This window comes from Rosistilla ulvae (assembly GCF_007741475.1).
Lineage (GTDB): Bacteria > Planctomycetota > Planctomycetia > Pirellulales > Pirellulaceae > Rosistilla > Rosistilla ulvae.
The window spans coordinates 4,726,589-4,746,964 of the sequence record NZ_CP036261.1 but is presented as its reverse complement, the minus strand read 5'-3'; the positions used below and the strand labels follow the sequence as shown (position 1 = coordinate 4,746,964).

At 58.3% G+C, this 20,376-nt stretch carries 13 protein-coding genes; 7 read left to right on the top strand and 6 right to left on the bottom strand.

Annotation, left to right across the window (positions count from 1 at the left end; genetic code table 11):
* The first annotated feature begins 73 nt into the window (after positions 1–73).
* Positions 74–1,888: a peptidylprolyl isomerase gene (locus EC9_RS16730; protein ID WP_145346955.1), complete on the top strand. Its 1,815-nt coding sequence runs from the start codon at positions 74–76 to the stop codon at positions 1,886–1,888.
* 39 nt (positions 1,889–1,927) lie between these two features.
* On the opposite strand, the gene EC9_RS16725 is transcribed toward EC9_RS16730, so the two are convergent.
* Complete coding sequence (locus EC9_RS16725; protein ID WP_218934200.1) at positions 1,928–2,848, bottom strand: GNAT family N-acetyltransferase; 921 nt, start codon at positions 2,846–2,848, stop codon at positions 1,928–1,930.
* A 121-nt stretch (positions 2,849–2,969) separates the two neighbouring features.
* Here EC9_RS16725 and EC9_RS16720 point away from each other — a divergent pair, with 121 nt between their 5' ends.
* Positions 2,970–4,250 (top strand): PDZ domain-containing protein, encoded by a 1,281-nt coding sequence (locus EC9_RS16720; protein WP_145346951.1) that lies wholly within the window; start codon positions 2,970–2,972, stop codon positions 4,248–4,250.
* Between the two features lie 357 nt (positions 4,251–4,607).
* On the opposite strand, the gene EC9_RS16715 is transcribed toward EC9_RS16720, so the two are convergent.
* The 5 genes from EC9_RS16715 to EC9_RS16695 all read right to left on the bottom strand — a co-directional run bounded on the left by EC9_RS16715 (position 4,608) and on the right by EC9_RS16695 (position 9,444).
* Positions 4,608–4,925 (bottom strand): metal-sulfur cluster assembly factor, encoded by a 318-nt coding sequence (locus tag EC9_RS16715; protein WP_145346949.1) that lies wholly within the window; start codon positions 4,923–4,925, stop codon positions 4,608–4,610.
* Between the two features lie 41 nt (positions 4,926–4,966).
* Entirely contained in the window at positions 4,967–6,274 is a 1,308-nt protein-coding gene (sufD, locus tag EC9_RS16710) for a Fe-S cluster assembly protein SufD (RefSeq protein ID WP_145346947.1), read from the bottom strand.
* A gap of 113 nt (positions 6,275–6,387) precedes the next feature.
* Positions 6,388–7,794: a Fe-S cluster assembly protein SufB gene (gene sufB, locus EC9_RS16705; RefSeq protein WP_145346945.1), complete on the bottom strand. Its 1,407-nt coding sequence runs from the start codon at positions 7,792–7,794 to the stop codon at positions 6,388–6,390.
* Between the two features lie 96 nt (positions 7,795–7,890).
* Complete coding sequence (sufC, locus tag EC9_RS16700; RefSeq protein WP_145346943.1) at positions 7,891–8,712, bottom strand: Fe-S cluster assembly ATPase SufC; 822 nt, start codon at positions 8,710–8,712, stop codon at positions 7,891–7,893.
* A gap of 84 nt (positions 8,713–8,796) precedes the next feature.
* Positions 8,797–9,444 carry a helix-turn-helix transcriptional regulator gene (locus tag EC9_RS16695; RefSeq protein WP_145346941.1) on the bottom strand — a complete coding sequence of 216 codons (648 nt, stop codon included), beginning with the start codon at positions 9,442–9,444 and terminating at the stop codon, positions 8,797–8,799.
* Positions 9,445–9,725: 281 nt separating this feature from the next.
* Between EC9_RS16695 and EC9_RS16690 the strand changes: the two genes are divergently transcribed.
* From EC9_RS16690 to EC9_RS16670, 5 genes are all read left to right on the top strand, one after another.
* Positions 9,726–10,829: a glucose 1-dehydrogenase gene (locus EC9_RS16690; protein WP_145346939.1), complete on the top strand. Its 1,104-nt coding sequence runs from the start codon at positions 9,726–9,728 to the stop codon at positions 10,827–10,829.
* A 1,145-nt stretch (positions 10,830–11,974) separates the two neighbouring features.
* The gene (locus EC9_RS16685) at positions 11,975–15,310 is read left to right on the top strand and encodes a PVC-type heme-binding CxxCH protein (RefSeq protein ID WP_145346937.1); all 3,336 of its coding nucleotides are present in this window, start codon (positions 11,975–11,977) and stop codon (positions 15,308–15,310) included.
* Between the two features lie 115 nt (positions 15,311–15,425).
* Entirely contained in the window at positions 15,426–16,301 is an 876-nt protein-coding gene (locus EC9_RS16680; RefSeq protein WP_145346935.1) for a class I SAM-dependent methyltransferase, read from the top strand.
* A 72-nt stretch (positions 16,302–16,373) separates the two neighbouring features.
* The gene (locus EC9_RS16675) at positions 16,374–18,833 is read left to right on the top strand and encodes a prolyl oligopeptidase family serine peptidase (RefSeq protein ID WP_145346933.1); all 2,460 of its coding nucleotides are present in this window, start codon (positions 16,374–16,376) and stop codon (positions 18,831–18,833) included.
* Between the two features lie 213 nt (positions 18,834–19,046).
* The gene (locus EC9_RS16670) at positions 19,047–20,366 is read left to right on the top strand and encodes an outer membrane protein assembly factor BamB family protein (protein ID WP_145346931.1); all 1,320 of its coding nucleotides are present in this window, start codon (positions 19,047–19,049) and stop codon (positions 20,364–20,366) included.
* Positions 20,367–20,376 lie beyond the last annotated feature (10 nt).

Genomic DNA, 20,376 nt, shown 5'->3' with positions numbered 1-20,376 from the left:
AGCAGTCCGAGCTTGTGCTCAGTCGAACGAAGGATTTCGATTCAATGTCGCTCGATGGTTAAGGAGAGGCCAGATGACGACCCTGAAAACAACATTACTAAACCCAACCGCCTGCCGCGGTTTGGTTTTTGCAGCGGTTTTGCTGTGCATTGCCAGTCCCGCCGTGGCTCAACAGGCCGCAGCGACTCCAAGCGAAGTGGTCGCTGTCGTCAATGGAACGTCGCTCTCGCGGAACACGTTGGGCGAAGAAGCTCTGCGACGCCACGGCGAAGACGTTCTGGAAAGCATGGTCAATAAGTATCTGATCCTGCAGGCATGCAAGCAGCACAATATCACGATCACGAACAAGGATGTCGAAGACGAGATCGAGCGGATTGCCGGGAAGTTCGGCCTGTCGGTCGATCGCTACCTGCAGATGTTGCAGCAGGAACGCAAGATCGCTCCGGCCGAATATCGTCGCGATATCGTTTGGCCAATGATCGCGTTGCAAACCTTGGTCGCTAAAGAGACCCAGGTGACGCCCGAAGAATTCAATAAGGCGTTTGCCAGTCAATACGGCGAATCGGTCAAATGCCGGATGATCATGGTGGGCAAGAAGCAGGTCGCCGAGCAGTTGCACGCTCGATCGACCGCCGATCCGGCTCAGTTTGGCCAACTGGCGAAAGACTTCAGCGAAGACGAAGCGAGTGCCAGCGTGCGAGGTATGATCCCGCCGATCCATCGTCACACCAGCGATCCGAAATTCGAAGAGATCGCGTTTTCGCTGAAGCCCAACGAAATCTCCGCTCCTTTCCAGATCGCCGATCAATGGATCATGCTGCAATGCGTGAAGCACTTGCCAGCGATGCATCCACCAGCTCAGCAGATCGCAGCGATTCGTCAACAGATCACCGATCGAATCCGCGACCAAAAGACTCGCGTTTCGGGAACCGAGCTGTTTCAAAAGCTGCAACAACAGGCGCAGGTCGTCAACGTTTTGGCAAACCCCGAATTGCGTAAGCAATATCCTGGGGCGGCTGCTTTGATCAATGGCCAACAACTGACGTTGGCTCAAGTGATCGCCGAAACGGTGAAGCGACACGGTCTGGATGTTCTCGACGGCGAAATCAATCGAACGTTGTTGGAACAACAGCTTAAACGCCAGAACCTGCAGGTCACGCAAGAAGAATTGGCTGCCGAAGTCGCCCGCGCCGCCGAGTCCTACGGCTTCATCACCGCCGAAGGAAAGCCCGACGTGAAAAAGTGGTTGGCCAATGTGACCGAGGAACAAGGCGTTAGCGAAGAATTGTACATGCAAGACTCGGTGTGGCCCTCGGTTGCACTGAAGAAGATGGTGCAAGCCGAAGTGAACGTCACCGACGAAGACCTTCGCAAGGGGTTCCAAGCAAACTTCGGCGAACGCGTTGAGGTCTTGGCGATCGTGTTGTCGGATCAGAAGAGTGCCCAGCAGGTTTGGGATATGGCTCGTGCCAACCCAACCGAAGAGTTCTTTGGCCAATTGGCCGAACAGTATTCGATCGAACCGGTTTCGCAAAGCAACCTCGGACGCGTGCCTCCAATTCGTCGTCATGGTGGCCAACCGGCTGTCGAAGACGAAGCTTTCCGGCTGCAGCCAGGTGAGCTCAGCGGGATCGTCGCAACCGGCGAACGTTACATCATCATGCGATGCCAGGGGCGAACGAGCCCGATCGTTGCCGAGATGGACGCTCAAGTTCGCGAACAATTGGTCCGCGACCTGACCGAAAAGAAGACTCGGATCGCGATGGCCGAAAAGTTCGACGAATTGAAAAGTGCCAGCCAGATCGACAACTACTTGGCAGGCACGACACAAGACGGTCGCTTGGCCGCAGCTCCTGCTGCCGCGGCGGCAGAGGCTGCGAAGCGCTAAGCGATCCAGTTTGCCTGGAATGAGTTGCCGCAGGTTTCGTCAATCGATCCTGCGGCCCCAGACCGATTCGCCAAAGAACGATGTGAAGCCGAATCGTTCGTAGATCTGTTGGGCGGGATCATTCTTCTGGTCCACGCCCAGGTTGACCGTCTGCAAGCCTCTTTGTTGGGCGATCCGCCCCGCTTCGCTCACCAACGAAGCCCCCCAACGATTTCCGCGGGCACTTGGCACCACGCCCATGTAGGTCAGTTCCAGTGCGTTTGAATCGACAAACGGCAAGGTCAGCACGCATCCGATCGCTTCCCCTTTGTGCTGAGCGATTCGCCAAGCGGTGGGATCGTGTTGCGGCATCGCCCGGTACGACGCAAGCGTCTCGCTAGCAATGCGATATTGGTTCATCGAGGGGCAGTCGCGGGTGTCGATGTAGGTTTGCTCGACTAGTTCGACTATCTGTTCCTCCGACAATTCCGTTGCGTCGACAAACGTCAGTTCGGGCGACACTTGGGCGTTCAGCGCAGACGCTTCGACCGACAGGTATTGAAGGTCTGCCAGGTGTTGGAACCCGACGGCCATCAATTCCGCCGGGGGACTTTGGGTGTCGCACGTCGATTGGATAAAGCGAACGTCCAGCGCGTGCAGATAGGCTGTCAGTGCCTGGAACAGCGGTGCCGCGACTTCGGCGGCTGCTTCGGGTGTCAGTTCGTCCTGTTCTTCGGTCGCGATCCGCAGGCCAACCAGAACGCCCGTGCCCCCTGGGAGAGCCGACCCTATCACCGCCCCTCGCATCTGATCACCGCAAGCGGCGACCAAGCCTACCGTTTTGGCGTCTGGGTTTTTTAGAGCGCCGGCGACGGATGAAGTGATCAGGTGCCGACGCATCTCCGATTCGCCAGCAGTTAGCAGCGTGACGATTTGGGCTGATTCCGCTGGCCGAGGGGGACGGACTTCAAGTTCGTTCAATGGTTCGCTCTCCGGGGTGACCGCTAGGGTGGTTATGTGCAGGATACCGCTTGCGGCGAATCCCATCCTTTCCGCTACAATGTAATGGTTACACTTCAAATCGATCAGAGGGAGATCACCGATGTTCAGGCGATTCAAAAAGTCAGCCGTCTTTTTTACTTGCCCGATCCCGTTGGCTGTGATGTTGTTATTTGGTCGTGCCGACGCACAACAGCTGCCTGCACCGACGCAAGATGCGCCGGTGGTGATCGGTGAAACCCCGGGGCTTCCGCAAGCCGTGCCGACGCAGCGGGCCAACGCGTTGCCGGAACCCTATCTTTTGCCACAACAGGATCCACAATCGGATGCCCCGGCAACGGCTTCCAAGCAGCGACCCTCGCTGGGTGTGGTTGCCGAAGAGCGTTCGGATCGTGCCGGTTTGACGGTCCTTAGCGTCCGTGAACTTTCGCCAGCCGAGCAAGCGGGTGTTCGTGTCGGCGACATCCTGACTGGCCTTAACGGACGACAGGCAACAACGATTGAAGATGTCTCCGACGCGCTCAGCCCGTTGCGGGCTGGGGATCCGGTCGCGATCGAGGTCTCTCGCGACGGCAAGTTCTTTGAGCTGCGAGCAGCGATGTCCGATGCTCCGCCCCCCGTCTCCGATGTCGTGCCGGTGGGGCCCGAATCCGAACCGGGTGAGATGGCAAATGGAGAATCTCGTGGTGTGTTGGGAGTTCGCGTCGAAGACGCCGCCGCACCGCGAAGCGGTGCCCCTGCGCTGCGAGGCGCACGTGTGGTCTCGGTCTCGGCGCATTCGCCAGCCGAATCGATCGGCATTCGTCCAGGAGACACGATCGTTTCGATCGATGGACAGGTGATGTACGGCGCTCGTGAATTGACGAACTTTATGGTTACCGCACGGGCCGGCCAAAGCGTTGAGATCGGTTATTACCAAGACCGCGTGCTTCGCCGTAAACGGATCACCTTGGCTGATTCGGGCCAGCCGATGTCCGCGGACGCCGAGTACGGTGAACGCGACATAGCTCCGGGGATCGTGATTCGACCAGGTGCCAACGTCGGCGAAATTCTGCAAGACGTTGGGCGATCGATCGACAGCTTCTTGGGCCCTCGTCGAGCTCCCGCGATGCCGCAACCGGCTCCGTTGAACTCATTTGCTCCGCGAGGTCCAGCTGCGATTCCGGCACCGCAATCGATGGCCCCCAAGCCGCAACCGACGATCCCAACTCCCGCGTCCAAGCCGGAACCGGCAGAAGAGATTACGCAGTCCGACGACGCCAGTGAAGTGGTGCGGTTGCGTCAGCAAGTTCAGGAATTGCTGGAGCGAATGCAGCAGCTGGAAAAGCAGGTCGAACAAGCGGAGCAACCGAAGGCCGACGCAGACGAAACCGAAGCGCCGTAGCTGTTGCTCGGTTTGCATGGCAGGGAACGAGGGGGATGATTCGCTGCGGAGCAATCCCCCGGTGTTTCAAGGCTGCCGGCCTCTCGGAGAGCCGTCATTTCTTGCCGGGCGGTTGAGTTGAAGAAACGTTTCAACCTTCGGGCTGCATGCCCTGGAATGCTCCATCGGGCTTGGCGAATTTTGCCGCGGCTGACGAGACGCGTCTGCCGTAGAGAATTGTCGACGGGGAGCGCTCGCTGGACGTAAGGCGGATGTTCCGCGTCGAGCGAACTTCTTGCGATGGTATCCCGCCTCCCAAAGCGTATCGCCTGGTGAGACCAGGCGATTGAGGGACGGTTGCTTAGACTTGCAGTTCGTCTAAAAGATGCCCAGTTGGTCGCGGGCGTCGTCGGTCATGCAGTCGGGGGTCCATGGCGGATCCATCACGACTTTGACCTCCGCCGTTTCGACCCCTTCGCATTCTTCGATCGCAGCTTTCGCTCCGGCGACCAATTGCGGGCCGGCTGGGCACATCGGGCTGGTCATCGTCATGTCGATTTTGACGTCGTACTTTTCGTTTTCCTTCTCGGTGATGTAGACCTCGTAGACGAGGCCCAGATCGACGATGTTAACGAACAGTTCCGGATCGATAACCTTCTTCAACGATTCGCGGACGGTATCTTCTTGTAACGGCATTTCGGTAAGCTCCGCCGAATATTAGGGTGAATGGACGTCGCTTACGCGTAGTCTCGTACTTGTTTTGCAATCGCATCGCCCAGGGCGTCGCGAACGCTTTCGATCGAGATCCGGTCGAAGATCTGCTGGAAGAATCCGGTGACGATCATCCGTACCGCTTCCTTCTGCGTGAATCCGCGGCAGCGAGCGTAGAAGATCTGTTCGGCGTCGACTTGGCTGGACGTGCTGCCGTGGGTGCAGCGGACGTCGTCGGCTTCGATCTCCAAGCCGGGGATCGAATCGGCGCGAGCCGAACTGCTGAGCAACAGGTTGTCGTTGCGTTGGTAGCCGTCGGTCTTTTGAGCGATCTTGTCGACCTTGATCATTCCCTTCCAGACCGTTTGGCTGTTGTCTTGTTGAGCCGATTTGTACAGGAAGTCGCTGTGGCAGTTGGGTGCCGAGTGATGCTGCAGGGTGTGATACGCCAAGTGTTGGCGTCCCTCGGTGAACATCACGCCGTTGACTTGGCTGTCCGCTCCCGGGCCGACCAGTTGAACCTGCTGGTTCACCTTGGCAAAGCCGGCCCCCATCGCACTGATCGTCCATTGCAACGTCGCATCGCGGTCGACGATCGCTTGTTGGTGAGCGAAGTGGAATGTTTTGTAGCCCCAATCCTGCAGGGTTACAAAACGCAAGTGCGATCCGGGGCGTTGGATCAATTCGATTGCGCCACAGTGGAAACCGCCCGCCTTGCGATCGAAGCTGTTCGATTCTTGCAAGACCGTTGCTTCGGCTCCTTCTTCCAACACGACAAGCGTGTGGGAGAGATCGGTTGCGCCGTCGTTCATGAACGACGACATGTGCAGCGGTTTGTCGATCACGACGCCACGCGGAACATACAGGATCGAACCGCCGCTCCAGAACGCAGCGTGCAACGCGGCGAAGCGGTCGTAGGTCGGATCGACTGCCGAAAAGAGCAGCGGTTGGATGATCTCGGGATGTTCGTTAACCAGGCGGTCCAGGCTGCCGAAGATCACGCCTTTGGCTGCCAGTTCCGGATCGAGCGATTCGCTGACCGTGTGGCAATCGAGCGTGTCGACGTGGCCGGCCAAATCGACGCCCACGTTCAGCAACGGGTGTGTTTCGGCAGCGGCTGGAGTGTCGGTGGGGACGGAGAATTTGTCGAGGTTGAACAGCCGCAAATCGCTGCGAATCCATTCCTCGTGCCGACGATGCGGCCATTCCATCTGCTGGTAGCTTTCCCACGCTTTTCGCCGCGCGTCGACAACCCATTGCGGTTGCGACTTGGTAGCGAGGAACGCTTCAAAGCCTTCGGTATCAAATTTGGTTTGCGTCGCTGTTTGTGTCATGTCTGATTTTGGTGACGTCTAATTGGTTTTTCTAACAAGGAAAAGCGAGCAAATCGGAGACGGGGCCTCCAGCAGCACGAAGCGCTAAAGGCCCTTGGGGTCGATCCGATTGCTTAGCCGACGCTGCCTTCCATCTGCAGTTGGATCAGCTTGTTCATTTCGACGGCGTATTCCATCGGCAGCTCTTTGACCAACGGTTCGATGAACCCGTTGACGATCATCGCGCTGGCTTCCTGTTCGGTCAGGCCGCGGCTGAGCAGATAAAACAGCTGCTCTTCGCCGATCCGCGAAACGCTCGCCTCGTGTCCGATCGAGACGTCTTGTTCCAAGATCTCGATGTAGGGATAGGTGTCGCTGCGGCTGATGTCGTCCAGGATCAACGCGTCGCAGACGACGTTGTTCTTGCTGTGGTGAGCGCCCTTTTCGACGCGAACCAGCCCGCGATAACTACTGCGGCCGCCGTTCTTGCTGATCGATTTGGAGATGATCTGGCCGGTGGTGTGCGGCGCGGCGTGGACCAATTTGGCACCCGCGTCTTGATGCTGTCCGGCACCCGAAAACGCGATCGACAAGATCTCGCCGCGAGCACCTGGTTCCATCATGTGAACCGCAGGGTATTTCATCGTCAGCTTGCTGCCCAAGTTACCGTCAACCCATTCCATCGTGGCGTCGCCGTAAGCGTAAGCTCGCTTGGTGACCAGGTTGTAGATGTTGTTGGCCCAGTTTTGGATCGTCGTGTAACGGGCGCGAGCACCTCGTTTGACGATCACTTCCACAACCGCACTGTGCAAGCTTTCGCTGCTGTACATCGGCGCGGTGCAGCCTTCGACGTAGTGGATGCTGGCCCCTTCGTCGACGATGATCAACGTCCGTTCGAACTGACCCATGTTCTCCGCGTTGATGCGGAAATAGGCTTGCAGCGGGAATTCGATCTTCACGCCAGGTGGAACGTAGATGAACGATCCGCCCGACCAAACGGCGCTGTTGAGCGCTGCAAATTTGTTGTCTTCGGGCGGAATGATCTTACCGAAGTACTCGCGGACCAAATCGGGATGTTCGCGAACGGCGGTGTCGGTATCGGTGAAGATCACGCCCTGCTTGGCAAGATCCTCTTCCAACGAACCGTAGATCACTTCGCTCTCGAACTGCGCCTTCACACCCGATAAGAACTTGCGTTCGGCTTCGGGAATGCCCAGCTTTTCGAAGGTGTCTTTGATCTCTTGAGGGACGTCGTCCCAAGTCTTTCCCTGATGATCGGTCGGCTTCAGGTAATAAAAGATATCCTGGAAATCGATATCGATCGCACCGCCCCACTTGGGCATCGGGCGTTCTTCGAACGTCTTCAGGCTCTTGAGCCGGAAGTCGAGCATCCACTTCGGCTCGTTCTTGATCTCGGAAATCTGGCGAACGATCGTTTCGTTGATACCCTTTTGGGCCTTGAACACTCCGGTCGTTTCGGTCCGGAAGTTGTACTTGTTGATCTCGCCAATTTCGGAGTTGTCTGCGATATCGATCGCCATGGGAAATTCCTTATATAGGTTAGCCGCCTAAAATCGAGCGCGGCGTTTTTGTTCGTCGTTTGCGTCGAGCAGCGATTTGAATCGCCGGTTCGATGCTTAGGCTTCGACAGCTTCTTCGGACAGCATCTCTTGGTTCAGAGCATCCGCTTCGGGGTGGGCCTTGCGAATGCGGTCGTATCCGTTTGTGTGCAATTCGTCAGCCAATTCGCTGCCGCCGGTTTCGACGATCCGGCCGCCCAACATCACGTGCGTGAATTCGGGCGGATTGTGTTCGAGCAATTTGTCGTGGTGGGTGATGATCAACAGACCCATCTTCTCGCGACCGATCTCGGCGATCGATTCGCTGGCCAACCGAACCGCATCGGCGTCCAGACCGCTATCGGTTTCGTCGAGGATCGCGAAGGTCGGTTGCAGCATCGCCATCGTCAAGATTTCGGCTCGCTTCATCTCGCCACCGCTGAATCCGTCGTTGACGTAACGGCGAGCGAATTCGACATCCATTCGCAAGTGTTCCATCTTCCCCTTCAGTTCCTTGCGGAACTCACGCATCGGGATCAGCTCTTCCCCTTCCTTGCGTTCGGGGTTGCGGACGTTGGTCGTCGCGTGGCGCAGGAAGTCGGCCATCTTGACGCCGGGGATCGCCATCGGGCGTTGAAAGGCCATGAAAATTCCACCGCGAGCCCGTTGGTCGGGGCTCATCGCCAAAACGTCTTCGCCATCCAAGGTGATCGAACCCTCGGTCACTTCGTAACCGGGGTGTCCCATGATCGCCAAGCCCAGGGTGCTCTTGCCGCTACCGTTGGGGCCCATCATGGCGTGGGTTTCCCCGTGTCGGATGACCAGGTCGACGCCGCGAAGGATCGGTTTGTCGCCAACGGAAACGTGCAGATTGGTGATGGTTAAGGTTGGTTTTGTCATGATTTCTTCGATTCCTAGTTCTCTAAACTAAACCGCACTTGGCGTGCCGCCCATTGGGGGGCCGCTGTCGGTTCGTTTGGTCGGTTATTGGCTTGGTACGGGAGCAAATTGACAACACGAATGCCCGTCTAATTGGCAGCGAGACAGCTCCATCGGTTGCCCCAAAGCCTCGCTCAACATCTCTTGTTCTAAGTGACACATGTCGCGTCGCTCGCCTTCGTCGGTCAGGTCGGGGTAGGGACAGGCGTGAACGTCCAAAACGGGCAGGCTGCCGTCGTTGGAAAATTCCGCCAAAATCCGCTTCTCCGCTAGCAAATGCGACATCGAATCCATCCGATTCGCTAAACTGCTGTCCGCCAGTTGCTCGCGGTATTCCGCCCCCACGCGTTGGGCGATCCGCTGCAGCAGCCACTTGCGACTTTCCGGGTCGGGCAATTCGCTGATCGCTTGCCACATTGCCACCGCAAGTTGGCCCGGATCGGCACCCGCCTGGCGGTGTCCCGCAGGACTGAGCATGTAGGCAAAACTCGGTCGCCCGCGGCCGCCGCTGATCTTGGTCCGTTGGACCAATCCCATCTCGAGCATCCTGTCGATTCGTTGGCGAACCGCCGTGGCGGTCACTCCCATCGCATCGACAAGATCCGCGATCACCATCGATTCATGTCGCCTCAGCTGATCCAACAACTGCCGGTCGACTTGGCGAACGTCGGTCGTTGGTTGCGTAGGATTCATGGGGTCCGATCGGAGAGTGCGAGAAGCTTTGCTCTCTTCACTCTAAGGGCATTCGATCTTTTTGACAACGGACCCTGTCAAAAATAAATTCGCCCCGCAAGAAGCCCACTCCAAATAGCAGCAATCCGCTGCTACGATGGGGCGACCCGCGTCGGCTTATATGCAATCAATGGAGTGATGTGCACCCTTGGTCGCTTTTTAATTCGAGTTTCCGCTGAATTGTCGCACCGCCGAGTCGGGATCTTTTTAACCACTCAAAAATTTACCTAACTGAGACACTTATGAAAGCCGTCGCCGTCACGCCTGGAAAGCCTAACAGCGTCCACCTCGAAGATATCCCCATGCCAAAGGTGTCCGATATTCCGGACGAGAAGGGGGTGTTGGTTCGTGTCTTAAAAGTGGGAGTCGATGCGACCGACCGCGAGATCAACGATGCGTTGTACGGCAATGCACCTCCCGGATTCGAATACCTGGTTCTCGGCCACGAATCCTTTGGCGTTGTCGAAGCGGTTGGGTCGAAGGTACGTCGCTTTAAGCCAGGCGACTATGTAACAGCCACCGTTCGCCGCCCCGGTGGTTCGATCTACGACCAGATCGGCACCTACGACATGACAAGCGAAGAGACCTATTATGAGCGCGGTATCAACCTGCGTCACGGTTTCTTGACCGAATACTTTGTCGACGCCGAGGACTACATCGTTCGCGTGCCGCAGGGTCTGAAGCACTTGCACGTGCTGATGGAACCGATGAGCTGCGCTGCCAAGGCGGTTCACCAAGCGTATGAAGCCCAACGTCGGATGAAGGTCTGGCGTCCCGAGGTGGCTTACGTTTTGGGAAGCGGTCAGATCGGTCTGCTGACGACGCTGATCTTGAAACTGCGTGGCCTGGACGTTTACACGATCGCTCGCGGCGAAGCGCCGAACTTGAAGAGCGAGATCGTCGAGGGGATGGAAGCCAAATACGTAAGCACCAAGCAGACGCCGCTGGAAGAGTTGGTCAAGCAGACCGGCAAGCCAGAATTGATCGTCGACGCGACCGGCAGCAGCCAGTTGGCCTTCGATGCGATGAAGCACCTGGGACACAACGGCGTCCTGGTCTGGACCAGCATCACCGGCGGCGACAAGACGCACACCTTGCCAACCGACGAGATCAACATCAACTGGGTCCTTGGCAACAAGTTGTTGGTCGGCAGCGTGAACGCCAACCGCGACCACTTCGAGATGGGCATCCGCGATCTGGCATTGGGCGAGATGATGTTCCCGAGCGTGTTGGAAAAGATCCTAACCAGCCCCGTCGACGGCCTGGACAACTACAAAGAGATGATGCGTCTGTTGGTCGAAGATGCCAGTGCGTTGAAGGTCTACGTCAACGTCGCCGACGAATAGTCGACGCGCAAACGGCGAGTCGTTTCACCCGCCCGGCGAAGCTGCGAGGGTCGGGAAACAAGCGTTCAGCGATGTTTTCCGGGAGGGCTTGCCCCGTCCAGTGGCGAAGCCACGGAATGTAGAAGCCTGGGACGCAAGTCCCAGGAATCAGGCGAATCAGTCCGCTTCACACCGCAGTCGCGAAGCGACGACAGGTGCACGAATCCCGGCGCATGACGTCGCTTCGCGACTACGGGGGTGCGTTTTTTTTAACCAGGGACTTGCGTCCCTGGCTAGTGCATGCCGTCGCTTCGCGACTGCTGCGCCCCCGCCTTCACCCGCCCGGCGAAGCCAGGGAGGGTCGGAAAACAAGCGTTTAGCGATGTTTTCCGGGGAGGGCCTACCGACGTTTCGAACATTAGCGAGCGCCTCGTGACGCCCCTCCCCGAACTTCGCTTCGCTGGTTCGACCCTCCCCCGCAAACTGCGTTTGGGGAGGGTGAAGTGCAATGCAATTCACCCGCCCGGCGAAGCCAGGGAGGGTCGGGAAACAAGCGTTCAGCGGTGTTTTCCGGGGAGGGCCTACCGACGTTTCGAACATTAGCGAGCGCCTCGTGACGCCCCTCCCCGAACTTCGCTTCGCTGGTTCGACCCTCCCCCGCAAACTGCGTTTGGGGAGGATGAAGTGCGATACAATTCACCCGCCCGGCGAAGCCAGGGAGGGTCGGAAAACAAGCGTTCAGCGGTGTTTTCCGGGGAGGGCCTACCGACGTTTCGAACATTAGCGAGCGCCTCGTGACGCCCCTCCCCGAACTTCGCTTCGCTGGTTCGACCCTCCCCCGCAAACTGCGTTTGGGGAGGGTGAAGTGCAATGCAATTCACCCGCCCGGCGAAGCCAGGGAGGGTCGGGAAACAAGCGTTCAGCGGTGTTTTCCGGGGAGGGTTTTCCGACGTTTCGAACTTTATCGATCGCCACGCGACGCCCCTCCCCGAACTTCGCTTCGCTGGTTCGACCCTCCCCCGCAAACTGCGTTTGGAGTAGGGTGAAATGAAAACCGTCGGTGGCGCACGACGCCTACCTACGGCTAGTTTTGCGATCTTCGTCGATCACGCGCTCCCCAACGAGCCCGTTCGATAAATTCAACCTCTCCTCAAAGAGCACCTCGTATGTCTCGCTTGCTGTCGGTTGTGGTCCTCTGTTTTCTATCCTGCTGCAATTCCGCAGTACTCTTCGCCCAGGCGACCTCACCGGCTGTCGAGCCGGTCATCGCCGCGGCGTCGAGCGAAGGCCAGCAAGCGATCGCTGGCTTCAAGAAGCCCGACGGATGGACTGCGACGCTCGTGGCGGCGGAGCCCGATGTTGCGAACATCGTTGCGTTTGATATCGATCGCAAGGGCCGGTTTTGGGTGTGCGAATCGTTCCGCCAAGACATCGGCGTGACCGACAATCGCGGCCATGACAACAAATGGTTGCGAGCCGATCTGGCGGCGCAGAATGTTCAGGATAGGATCGACTACCACAAGCGGCTGCTGGGCGATCAAGCGATCACCTACGAACAGCAAGACGATCGAATTCGGTTGCTGCAGGATACGACTGGCGACGGAAAACTGGACAAGGCGACGGTTTTTGCCAGCGGATTTAACGGGATCGAAGAAGGGACCGGAGCGGGCGTTTTGGCTGTCGAAGACGATGTCTATTACACCTGCATTCCCAAGCTGTGGAAATTGAACGATCTCAACGGCGATGGGAAATCCGATCAACGGACCGCACTGGCCGACGGGTTTGGCGTCCGCGTCGCCTTTCGCGGCCACGACATGCACGGTTTGATCCGTGGTCCCGATGGGCGAATCTACTTCAGCATTGGCGACCGCGGCTACAACGTGCAGACCGCCGAAGGGAACCATCTGTTCGATCCGGGCAGTGGGGCGATCTTCCGCTGTGAACTGGACGGTTCGGACCTGGAGGTCTTTGCCACCGGGCTCCGCAACCCGCAGGAACTCGCCTTCGATGAATATGGCAACCTGTTCACCGGCGACAACAATTCCGATAGCGGCGACCGGGCGCGGTGGGTCTACATCGTCCAAGGTGGCGATACCGGCTGGCGGATGAACTACCAATATTATGGCGACCGCGGGCCTTTCAATCGCGAAAAGATCTGGCACCCGTTCCATGAAGAACAGCCGGCTTACATCGTGCCGCCGATCGCCAATTTTGCCGACGGTCCGTCGGGGCTGACCTATTACCCTGGGACCGGGCTGAGCGACGATTGGAAAGGCCGCTTCCTGTTAGCCGATTTCCGCGGCACCCCGGCAAACAGCGGCATCCGCACCTTCCGCGTGAAACCGAAGGGAGCGTTCTTCGAACTCGTCGACGATGAACAACCGCTGTGGAGCATCTTGGCGACCGACGTCGCATTTGGACCCGATGGCGGGATCTACGTCAGCGACTGGGTCGACGGTTGGGTCGGGCAAGGGAAGGGGCGGATCTACCGCTTCGCCGATCCACAGTTCTCCGAATCGGAAGTTGTCAAAGAAGTTCAATCGCTCTTGGCGGGCGACTGGAAAGAACTGGGCGAAGCCCGGTTGGTCGATCTGTTGGGACATGCCGATCAACGCGTTCGCTTGGCCGCGCAGTGGCAGTTGGCCGCGCGCTCGGCTGCCGATTCATTCCGCCGCGTGATCCAAGACCCGACGCTTTCGACGGTCAACCGGCTGCATGGCGTCTGGGGATTGGGGCAGATCGCGCGCACCGAAGGGCTGTCGGCCGAACTGATTCAAGCGGTCGAACCTTTGGTCGTCGATGGCGATCCCTATCTGCGAGCCGCCGGAGCCGACTTGCTCGGCTCGCTTCCCAACCATACTGTCTCGCGGCACTTGCGCGATGCAATCGACGACCAGGACGATCGCGTTAAATATTTTGCCGCGATGGCCGTCGGCAGCCTCCGCGACAGCGAATCGTTCGACTCGATCGTGCGGATGTTGGAACGGAACAACAATCAGGATCCGATCCTGCGACACGGCGGGATCATGGCTCTGTCGCAAATCGCCAGCAGTTCACAGATTGCCGAACTGAAAGATCATCCCAATCGGTCGGTCCGCCGCGCTGCAGTCGTGGCTCTGCGGCGGCACACGTCGCCGCTGACAGCTGAATTTTTGAGCGACTACGAACCGATGGTCGCTCTCGAAGCCGCCCGTGCGATCAACGATCTGCCGATCGCCGAGGCGATGCCCGCGTTGGCCGACCAGATCGCCCGGCCGACCGATGACGACGCGCTGATGCGGCGCGTCTTAAACGCCAACTTCCGTATCGGCACTAACGATCGCCTGGTCGCCGTCGCGCGTTACGCAGCCGAACCATCGGCCAGCGAATCGTTGCGGTTGGAAGCGTTGGAGATGTTGTCGCAGTGGAAGGCTCCCGACGCCTTGGATCGCGTGATCAATCATTGGCGTCCGATGAAGCCGCGTCCCGAAGCGGAAGTCGCCGCAGCGGTGACAGACCAATTGTCGCGGCTGCTGTCGGCGCCAGAGCCGATCGCGAACCGAGCGATCGAGTTGGCGGCGGAGTTGGAGATCGCTGAGATCTCGCCTCAGTTGATCGCTCGCCTTTCGGACGAATCGATCGATGTTCAGACCCGCGCCGCGGCGATGCTTGCGCTGGCGCGGCTCGATCCCAAGGGAGCCCCTGGATTTGCCGGCAGCGCTCTTGCGGCTGACCAGCCCGAATTGCGGATCGCCGCGATCCGAGTCCTTGCACGGCTCGATGCCGCCAATTTGATGCCAGCACTGCGCGACGCAGTCGCCTCGGACCATTCCGCCGAACGCCAGGTGGCGTGGGATCTTTTGGCGGCTAACGAATCGGCTGACGCGACGCACCAGATCGAAGATGGCTTGCAGCAGTACATCGATGGCGATCTGCCTGAAGATGTTTGGTTGAACGTCCTCGAAGCGGCCAAGGGACGCGTGAACCCATCGCTTGCCAGCGATCTTGCGGCTGCCGAAGCACGTTGGGCTCAGGACGATGCGTTAGCTAACTATCGAGCTTCGCTTGTCGGCGGTGATCGGGCCGCCGGTGAAAAGCTGTTCTTTGAAAAGACCGAACTCTCCTGCGTCCGCTGTCACCGCGTTCATCGGCAAGGTGGCCAAGTCGGCCCGGTGTTGACGACGATCGGAGCCCAGCGAGATCGCAAATACCTGCTCGAAGCGATCGTCCGTCCCGACGCGGCGATCGCCAAAGGCTTCGAAACCGCAGTCATCGCCGACGACCTGGGCCAGGTTTTCACAGGCATCATCCGCGACGAGACCGATGACGCGGTGCGGTTGATGAAAGCCGATGGCAGCGAGGTGACGATCCCAACCGAAGAAATCGTGGCTCGCCGCCGCGGCAAATCGGCGATGCCCGAAGACCTCGTCAAACAGATGTCGCCTCGCGAGATCCGCGATCTGGTCGCCTATCTGGAAAGTTTGAAAGTCGATCCGCGCGCCGGTGGCGGTGAGATCGAATGATGTTTGGTTCTGATAGAATATGTCTCTTGGCATTTTATTGCCGTCTGTCGTTCTTCGTTACCAATGCGGTTTCTAGAGACCGTTCGTCAGCTGAATTCAAATCGATGGCAATTCTATGACTATTGAAGAGGAAGCGACCGCGTCGACGAACGATCGAGAGACTCCCTTCGCATTTGGAAGGAATTGGGCGAGTTTCTTAGCAAACCTGAATGAAGAACGCATTGAGGCCGCCGAAGAGTCATTGCGTCGATTGTTGCGAAGAGACGATCTCGAGGAATGTCGGTTCCTGGATGCCGGCAGCGGAAGCGGTTTGTTTAGTCTCGCGGCACATCGACTCGGAGCCGCCGTTGTCTCATTCGATGTCGACAGCGAATCGCGTGCCTGCACCGAGCGGGTGAAGTCGCAATACGGTGACAACGCTGAAAATTGGCAGGTTCTATCTGGTTCACTTTTGGATCAAGATTTCCTCGACACGCTTGGACAATTCGACGTTGTTTACTGTTGGGGCGTTGCACATCACACCGGCGACATGTGGACGGCGATTGCAAACTTGTGTCGCCATGTGAAACCAGGTGGTTCGCTGGTTCTGGCGATCTACAATGATCAGCTGTATGTTTCGCGAACGTGGCTAATTGTCAAGAGGATTTACCAACGCCTCCCCGCGTTCGCTCGGCCTCTCTATGTTTGTGCGATCGGATCCGCCGCGTTTGCGAATCGGTTTGCCGTAACGTTAGTCGCTTGCTGTTTGCGATTGCTTACCTTGCGCAACCCGTTTGTGCCGCTGCTCAACTGGGCACGCGAGACTCAGGCTCGTGGGATGCATGGATGGTACGACTTGGTCGATTGGGTAGGAGGTTGGCCGTTTGAGGTCGCTCGGCCCGAAGAGATATTTCGCTTTGTCCGCGACCGCGGGTTCGTGCTCCAGGAAATGACCACATCGATTGGGCATGGCTGCAATGAATTTTCATTCGCTCGCGATCCTGAACAGTAGCGAAGCGGCGGTGATTAAACTTGCTCCCGACGGTCACTTTCTCGACAGCGTCTCGATTGATTACGGAATCTCATGCGTCACAACCGAGTGCACGTTGCCCTATTGACTGTCATCGTGCTGCTGCTGACCGATGGCACGATTGCGGCACAGACTTTTGGGTCGCTTGCAAGGCAAAATGTTCATGCGGCGTTTGGTAACGACGGCCAATCGATGTGGTATTCGGTGAACGTTCCAGGCGGGTTTGAGTACTACAAGGTCGACTTAGAGTCTGGCGAGAAGTCGCCGTTGCTGGACGTCCAGAAACTTCAAGCGGCTTTGGCCAATGCGACCGGACAGAAGATCGGTCCAGCGGATTTACTCCGCTTGCGCCGCGTCGAAGTGCTGGCGGACGGAGCGATCGCGTTTGATTCGCATGAGGCGCGGTGGCGTTTTACCGTCGCGGGACAACTTGGCAAATTGGAGGGTCCGCCTGCGGAAGTCGCATCGCTGTTCACGCGCAGCAAGCGGTCGAATCAGGGAGGCGAAGCGATCCGGTTGCGGATCGTCAATCAAACCGCTTTGCCGATCCAATGCGTTTGGTTCGCAACCGATGCCAGCCAACGCAAATACCAGTCGATTGTTCCGGGAAACGAGATCGTCCAACCGACCTATGCCGGACACGTCTGGAGCTTGCGGGACGATCGCGATCGGGAACTGCTGCGATTTGCCGGCGACGATCAAACCGGCGACGTGATCATCGACCAAGCCTGCCTCGATCTGTACCAGGCCTTTCTGAAACCATCGCGTACAAAACGGAAACCGAAGAATCAGCGATCGGGCGAATCGCGGAGGGTTTCTTTGCAGCAAGGCAATCTTTGGTTTGCACCCGAAGAGGGCGACAAAGTTGCGTTGACCGAAGATGCAGACGATCGGATCTCCTACCGCAGCCTCAAGCTCTCGCCATCGGGACGCTACGCGGCGGCGCTTCGCGACCAGCGGCCGGCTGAAGAGCGGGTGATTCGGATCGTCGAATCGAGTCCGCGGCAACAGACTCAACCGATCGTGCACGAGCTGCAATACACCAAACCAGGCGACGAGATCACGCAAACCCGCATCGTGTTGTTCGATCTGGAGACTCGCCAAGCGGTCGACGTGCCCCATGATCTGATGGAAAACCCGTGGCGGATCGATCGACTTCAATGGCTCGCCGACCGCGATCAACTTACCTGTCGGTTCAATCAGCGCGGGCATCAAGTGCTGCGTTTATTTCGGATCGATCCGGTTGATGCGACGGTTGTTCCGATCGCTGAAGAGGCGAGTGATACGTTCATCCACTTCGGCCGGCACCAGATGCGTTGGATCGCCGGCGAGTCGCAATTGTTGTGGTCGAGCCAGCGCGATGGTTTTCGACATTTGTATCGCTACGACGTCGCCACGGGCCAGCTGATCAATCAAGTCACGCAAGGCTCTTGGGTTGTTCGCGAAGTGATCGAGGTTGATGAAGCATCCGAAACGATCTTGTTCAGCGCGTCGGGGATCGTGCCTGGGCAGGATCCGTATTACCTGCACTTGTGCCGCGTCCAATTCGATGGCAGCGAGCTGACAGTTTTGACGGAGGGGGATGGGACGCATCGCTGGGAATTTTCGGAGGATCGCCGCTGGTTGATCGATCGATTTTCGCGAGTCGACCTACCGACGGTGACTCAGCTGCGCCGCGCCAGCGATGGCGGACTGGTTTGTGAATTGGAGCGGGGCGATTGTCAGGCGATGCTCGACAGCGGTTGGACGGTCCCGGAGCGTTTTGTTGCCAAGGGACGCGATGGCGAGACCGATATCTATGGAATCATCATCCGGCCGGCAAACTTTGACCCGTCGACCAAGTATCCGATTCTCGAGAACATCTACGCCGGGCCGCACGATTCGTTTTGCCCCAAGGCCTTTGATGTGCTGCCGCGCGATCACCAGATGGCGAACCTTGGTTTCATCGTCGTCCGGATCGATGGGATGGGGACGGCGAACCGAGGTAAAAAGTTTCACGATGTCTGTTGGAAGAATCTCGCCGACGCCGGTTTCCCCGATCGCAAGCTGTGGATCCGAGCCGCGGCAAAGAAGCATCCCGAGATGGATATCGAGCGCGTCGGAATCTACGGCGGTTCAGCGGGAGGCCAAAGCGCGATGCGTGCGCTGATCGACCATCACGATCTGTACGACGTAGCGGTCGCCGATTGCGGATGCCACGACAACCGGATGGACAAGATCTGGTGGAACGAGCAATGGATGGGATGGCCCGTCGACGCGTCGTACGCCGACAGCAGCAACGTCGACCACGCTCACCGTATGCAGGGGAAACTGATGCTGATCGTTGGCGAGATCGATAAAAATGTCGACCCCGCGTCGACGATGCAGGTTGCCGACGCGTTGATCCAAGCGGACAAAGACTTTGAGTTGCTGGTGATGCCCAGCGTTGGCCACGGCGCTGCCGAAACTCCCTACGCCAACCGCCGCCGGGCTAAGTTCCTAGTCCGGAATCTGCAGGGTCGCGAGCTGGAGTAGCTTCCTTCATCGGACCAGCTCCGACCCGCGGGGAGTGATAGTTTTGCGATCTCGCGAAAAGGTTGTCATTGACAGACGGGACGCGGCCGGTGACAATCGGCAGCCTAATGAGATGCATTCTCATTAGCGAAATTTAAAAAGCCCAGCCAGCCAACGTATTTGTAGCCAGCTCCAACGGGTTCGCATCATCACCTACTGCCGCTGAGTCTACAAATGTCCGATTTTCATCGATTCTCGCTCCCTCTGGGGCTTCTTGTTTCCTTTGCCGCCGCGATCGATGTGGTCGCCGCGCCGCCGAGTTGGCCTGAGTTTCAAAACGGCGGGCAGGCTGTCGCTGCGGAAGTGAAGCTGCCGACGCATTGGGCTCCCGATCAGAACATCGCTTGGACCGCCGATATCGTCGGCTACGGCCAATCCGCTCCCATCGTGGCTCACGACCAGATCGTCGTCACGTCGACCAGCGGCGAGAACAAAGACGACTACCACGTGTCGGCATACGACTGCGCTAGTGGCGATCTGCGATGGCAGGTCGATCTGAAGAATCCATCTCCCTTTAAGAACACGCCGATGGTCAGCCGAGCCGCTCCGACAGCCATCGCGACCGACACCGGCTACATCGCCTTTTTCGAAGGAGGCGCATTGATCGCGTTGTCCCCCGAAGGGAAAATGCTGTGGCAGAAAGACCTGGTGGCGGAGTATGGCAAGATCGAAGCGCGGCACGGTTTGTCCGCTTCGTTGGAACAGAACAACCACTTGGTTTTTGTGTGGGTTGAACGAGGCGAAGAGCCGTACATCTTGGCACTCAACAAAACCGATGGCGAAGTGGTTTGGAAGGCTCCGGGTGTCGGTGCGACCTCATGGGCATCGCCTCGCTTGATCCCCGTTGGTTCGTCGCACCATTTGGTCTGCAGCGCCAGCGGCAAGATCGTGGGACTCGATCCCGCCAGCGGCGAGCGGTTGTGGGAATTCGACGAGATCTCCAACAACACCTCGTGCACGCCGATGCCTGTTGGCGACGGACAGTTCTTGATCGGCGCTTCGGATGGGCGAGGCGAGACCGCCGCCGGGGCTGCGGCAGCGTCCAACGGGCTGATCGAAATCAGCAAGGGGGAGGATGGCAAGTTCACCGCCGCCTATAAGTGGCAAGCGAAAAAAGCGACTTCCACTTTCGGAAGCCCCGTCGTTGCCGGCGAGACCGCGGCGATCGTCAACCGCACTGGAGTCCTGTACCGATTGGACCTGCAGACCGGCGATCAGGTATCGATCGCTCGGACCGCCGCGGGCGGGATCTGGGCGACGCCGATCGTTTCGGGAGACCGGATCTATCTGTTCGGCAACAAGGGAACGACCTCGGTCGTCTCGTTGACCGAGGGCAAAGAGATCGCCAGCAATCGCTGCTGGGATGCAGAAGCCGAATCGGGCGAAGGCGTTCGCAGCGGCAGCGTTTTGTATGCTGCTGCCGCCGCATCGCCCTATTTGATTCTCCGCCGCGGCGACAAGCTGTACGCGATCTCGGCGGAAGATGAAAAGTAGGTTCGCCACG

Coding starts and splice junctions, on each gene's coding strand:
- EC9_RS16730 (WP_145346955.1), top strand. CDS start 74: ATGACGACCCTGAAAACAACATTACTAAACCCAACCGCCTGCCGCGGT.
- EC9_RS16720 (WP_145346951.1), top strand. CDS start 2,970: ATGTTCAGGCGATTCAAAAAGTCAGCCGTCTTTTTTACTTGCCCGATC.
- EC9_RS16715 (WP_145346949.1), bottom strand. CDS start 4,925: ATGCCGTTACAAGAAGATACCGTCCGCGAATCGTTGAAGAAGGTTATC.
- sufD (WP_145346947.1), bottom strand. CDS start 6,274: ATGACACAAACAGCGACGCAAACCAAATTTGATACCGAAGGCTTTGAA.
- sufB (WP_145346945.1), bottom strand. CDS start 7,794: ATGGCGATCGATATCGCAGACAACTCCGAAATTGGCGAGATCAACAAG.
- sufC (WP_145346943.1), bottom strand. CDS start 8,712: ATGACAAAACCAACCTTAACCATCACCAATCTGCACGTTTCCGTTGGC.
- EC9_RS16695 (WP_145346941.1), bottom strand. CDS start 9,444: ATGAATCCTACGCAACCAACGACCGACGTTCGCCAAGTCGACCGGCAG.
- EC9_RS16690 (WP_145346939.1), top strand. CDS start 9,726: ATGAAAGCCGTCGCCGTCACGCCTGGAAAGCCTAACAGCGTCCACCTC.
- EC9_RS16685 (WP_145346937.1), top strand. CDS start 11,975: ATGTCTCGCTTGCTGTCGGTTGTGGTCCTCTGTTTTCTATCCTGCTGC.
- EC9_RS16680 (WP_145346935.1), top strand. CDS start 15,426: ATGACTATTGAAGAGGAAGCGACCGCGTCGACGAACGATCGAGAGACT.
- EC9_RS16675 (WP_145346933.1), top strand. CDS start 16,374: ATGCGTCACAACCGAGTGCACGTTGCCCTATTGACTGTCATCGTGCTG.
- EC9_RS16670 (WP_145346931.1), top strand. CDS start 19,047: ATGTCCGATTTTCATCGATTCTCGCTCCCTCTGGGGCTTCTTGTTTCC.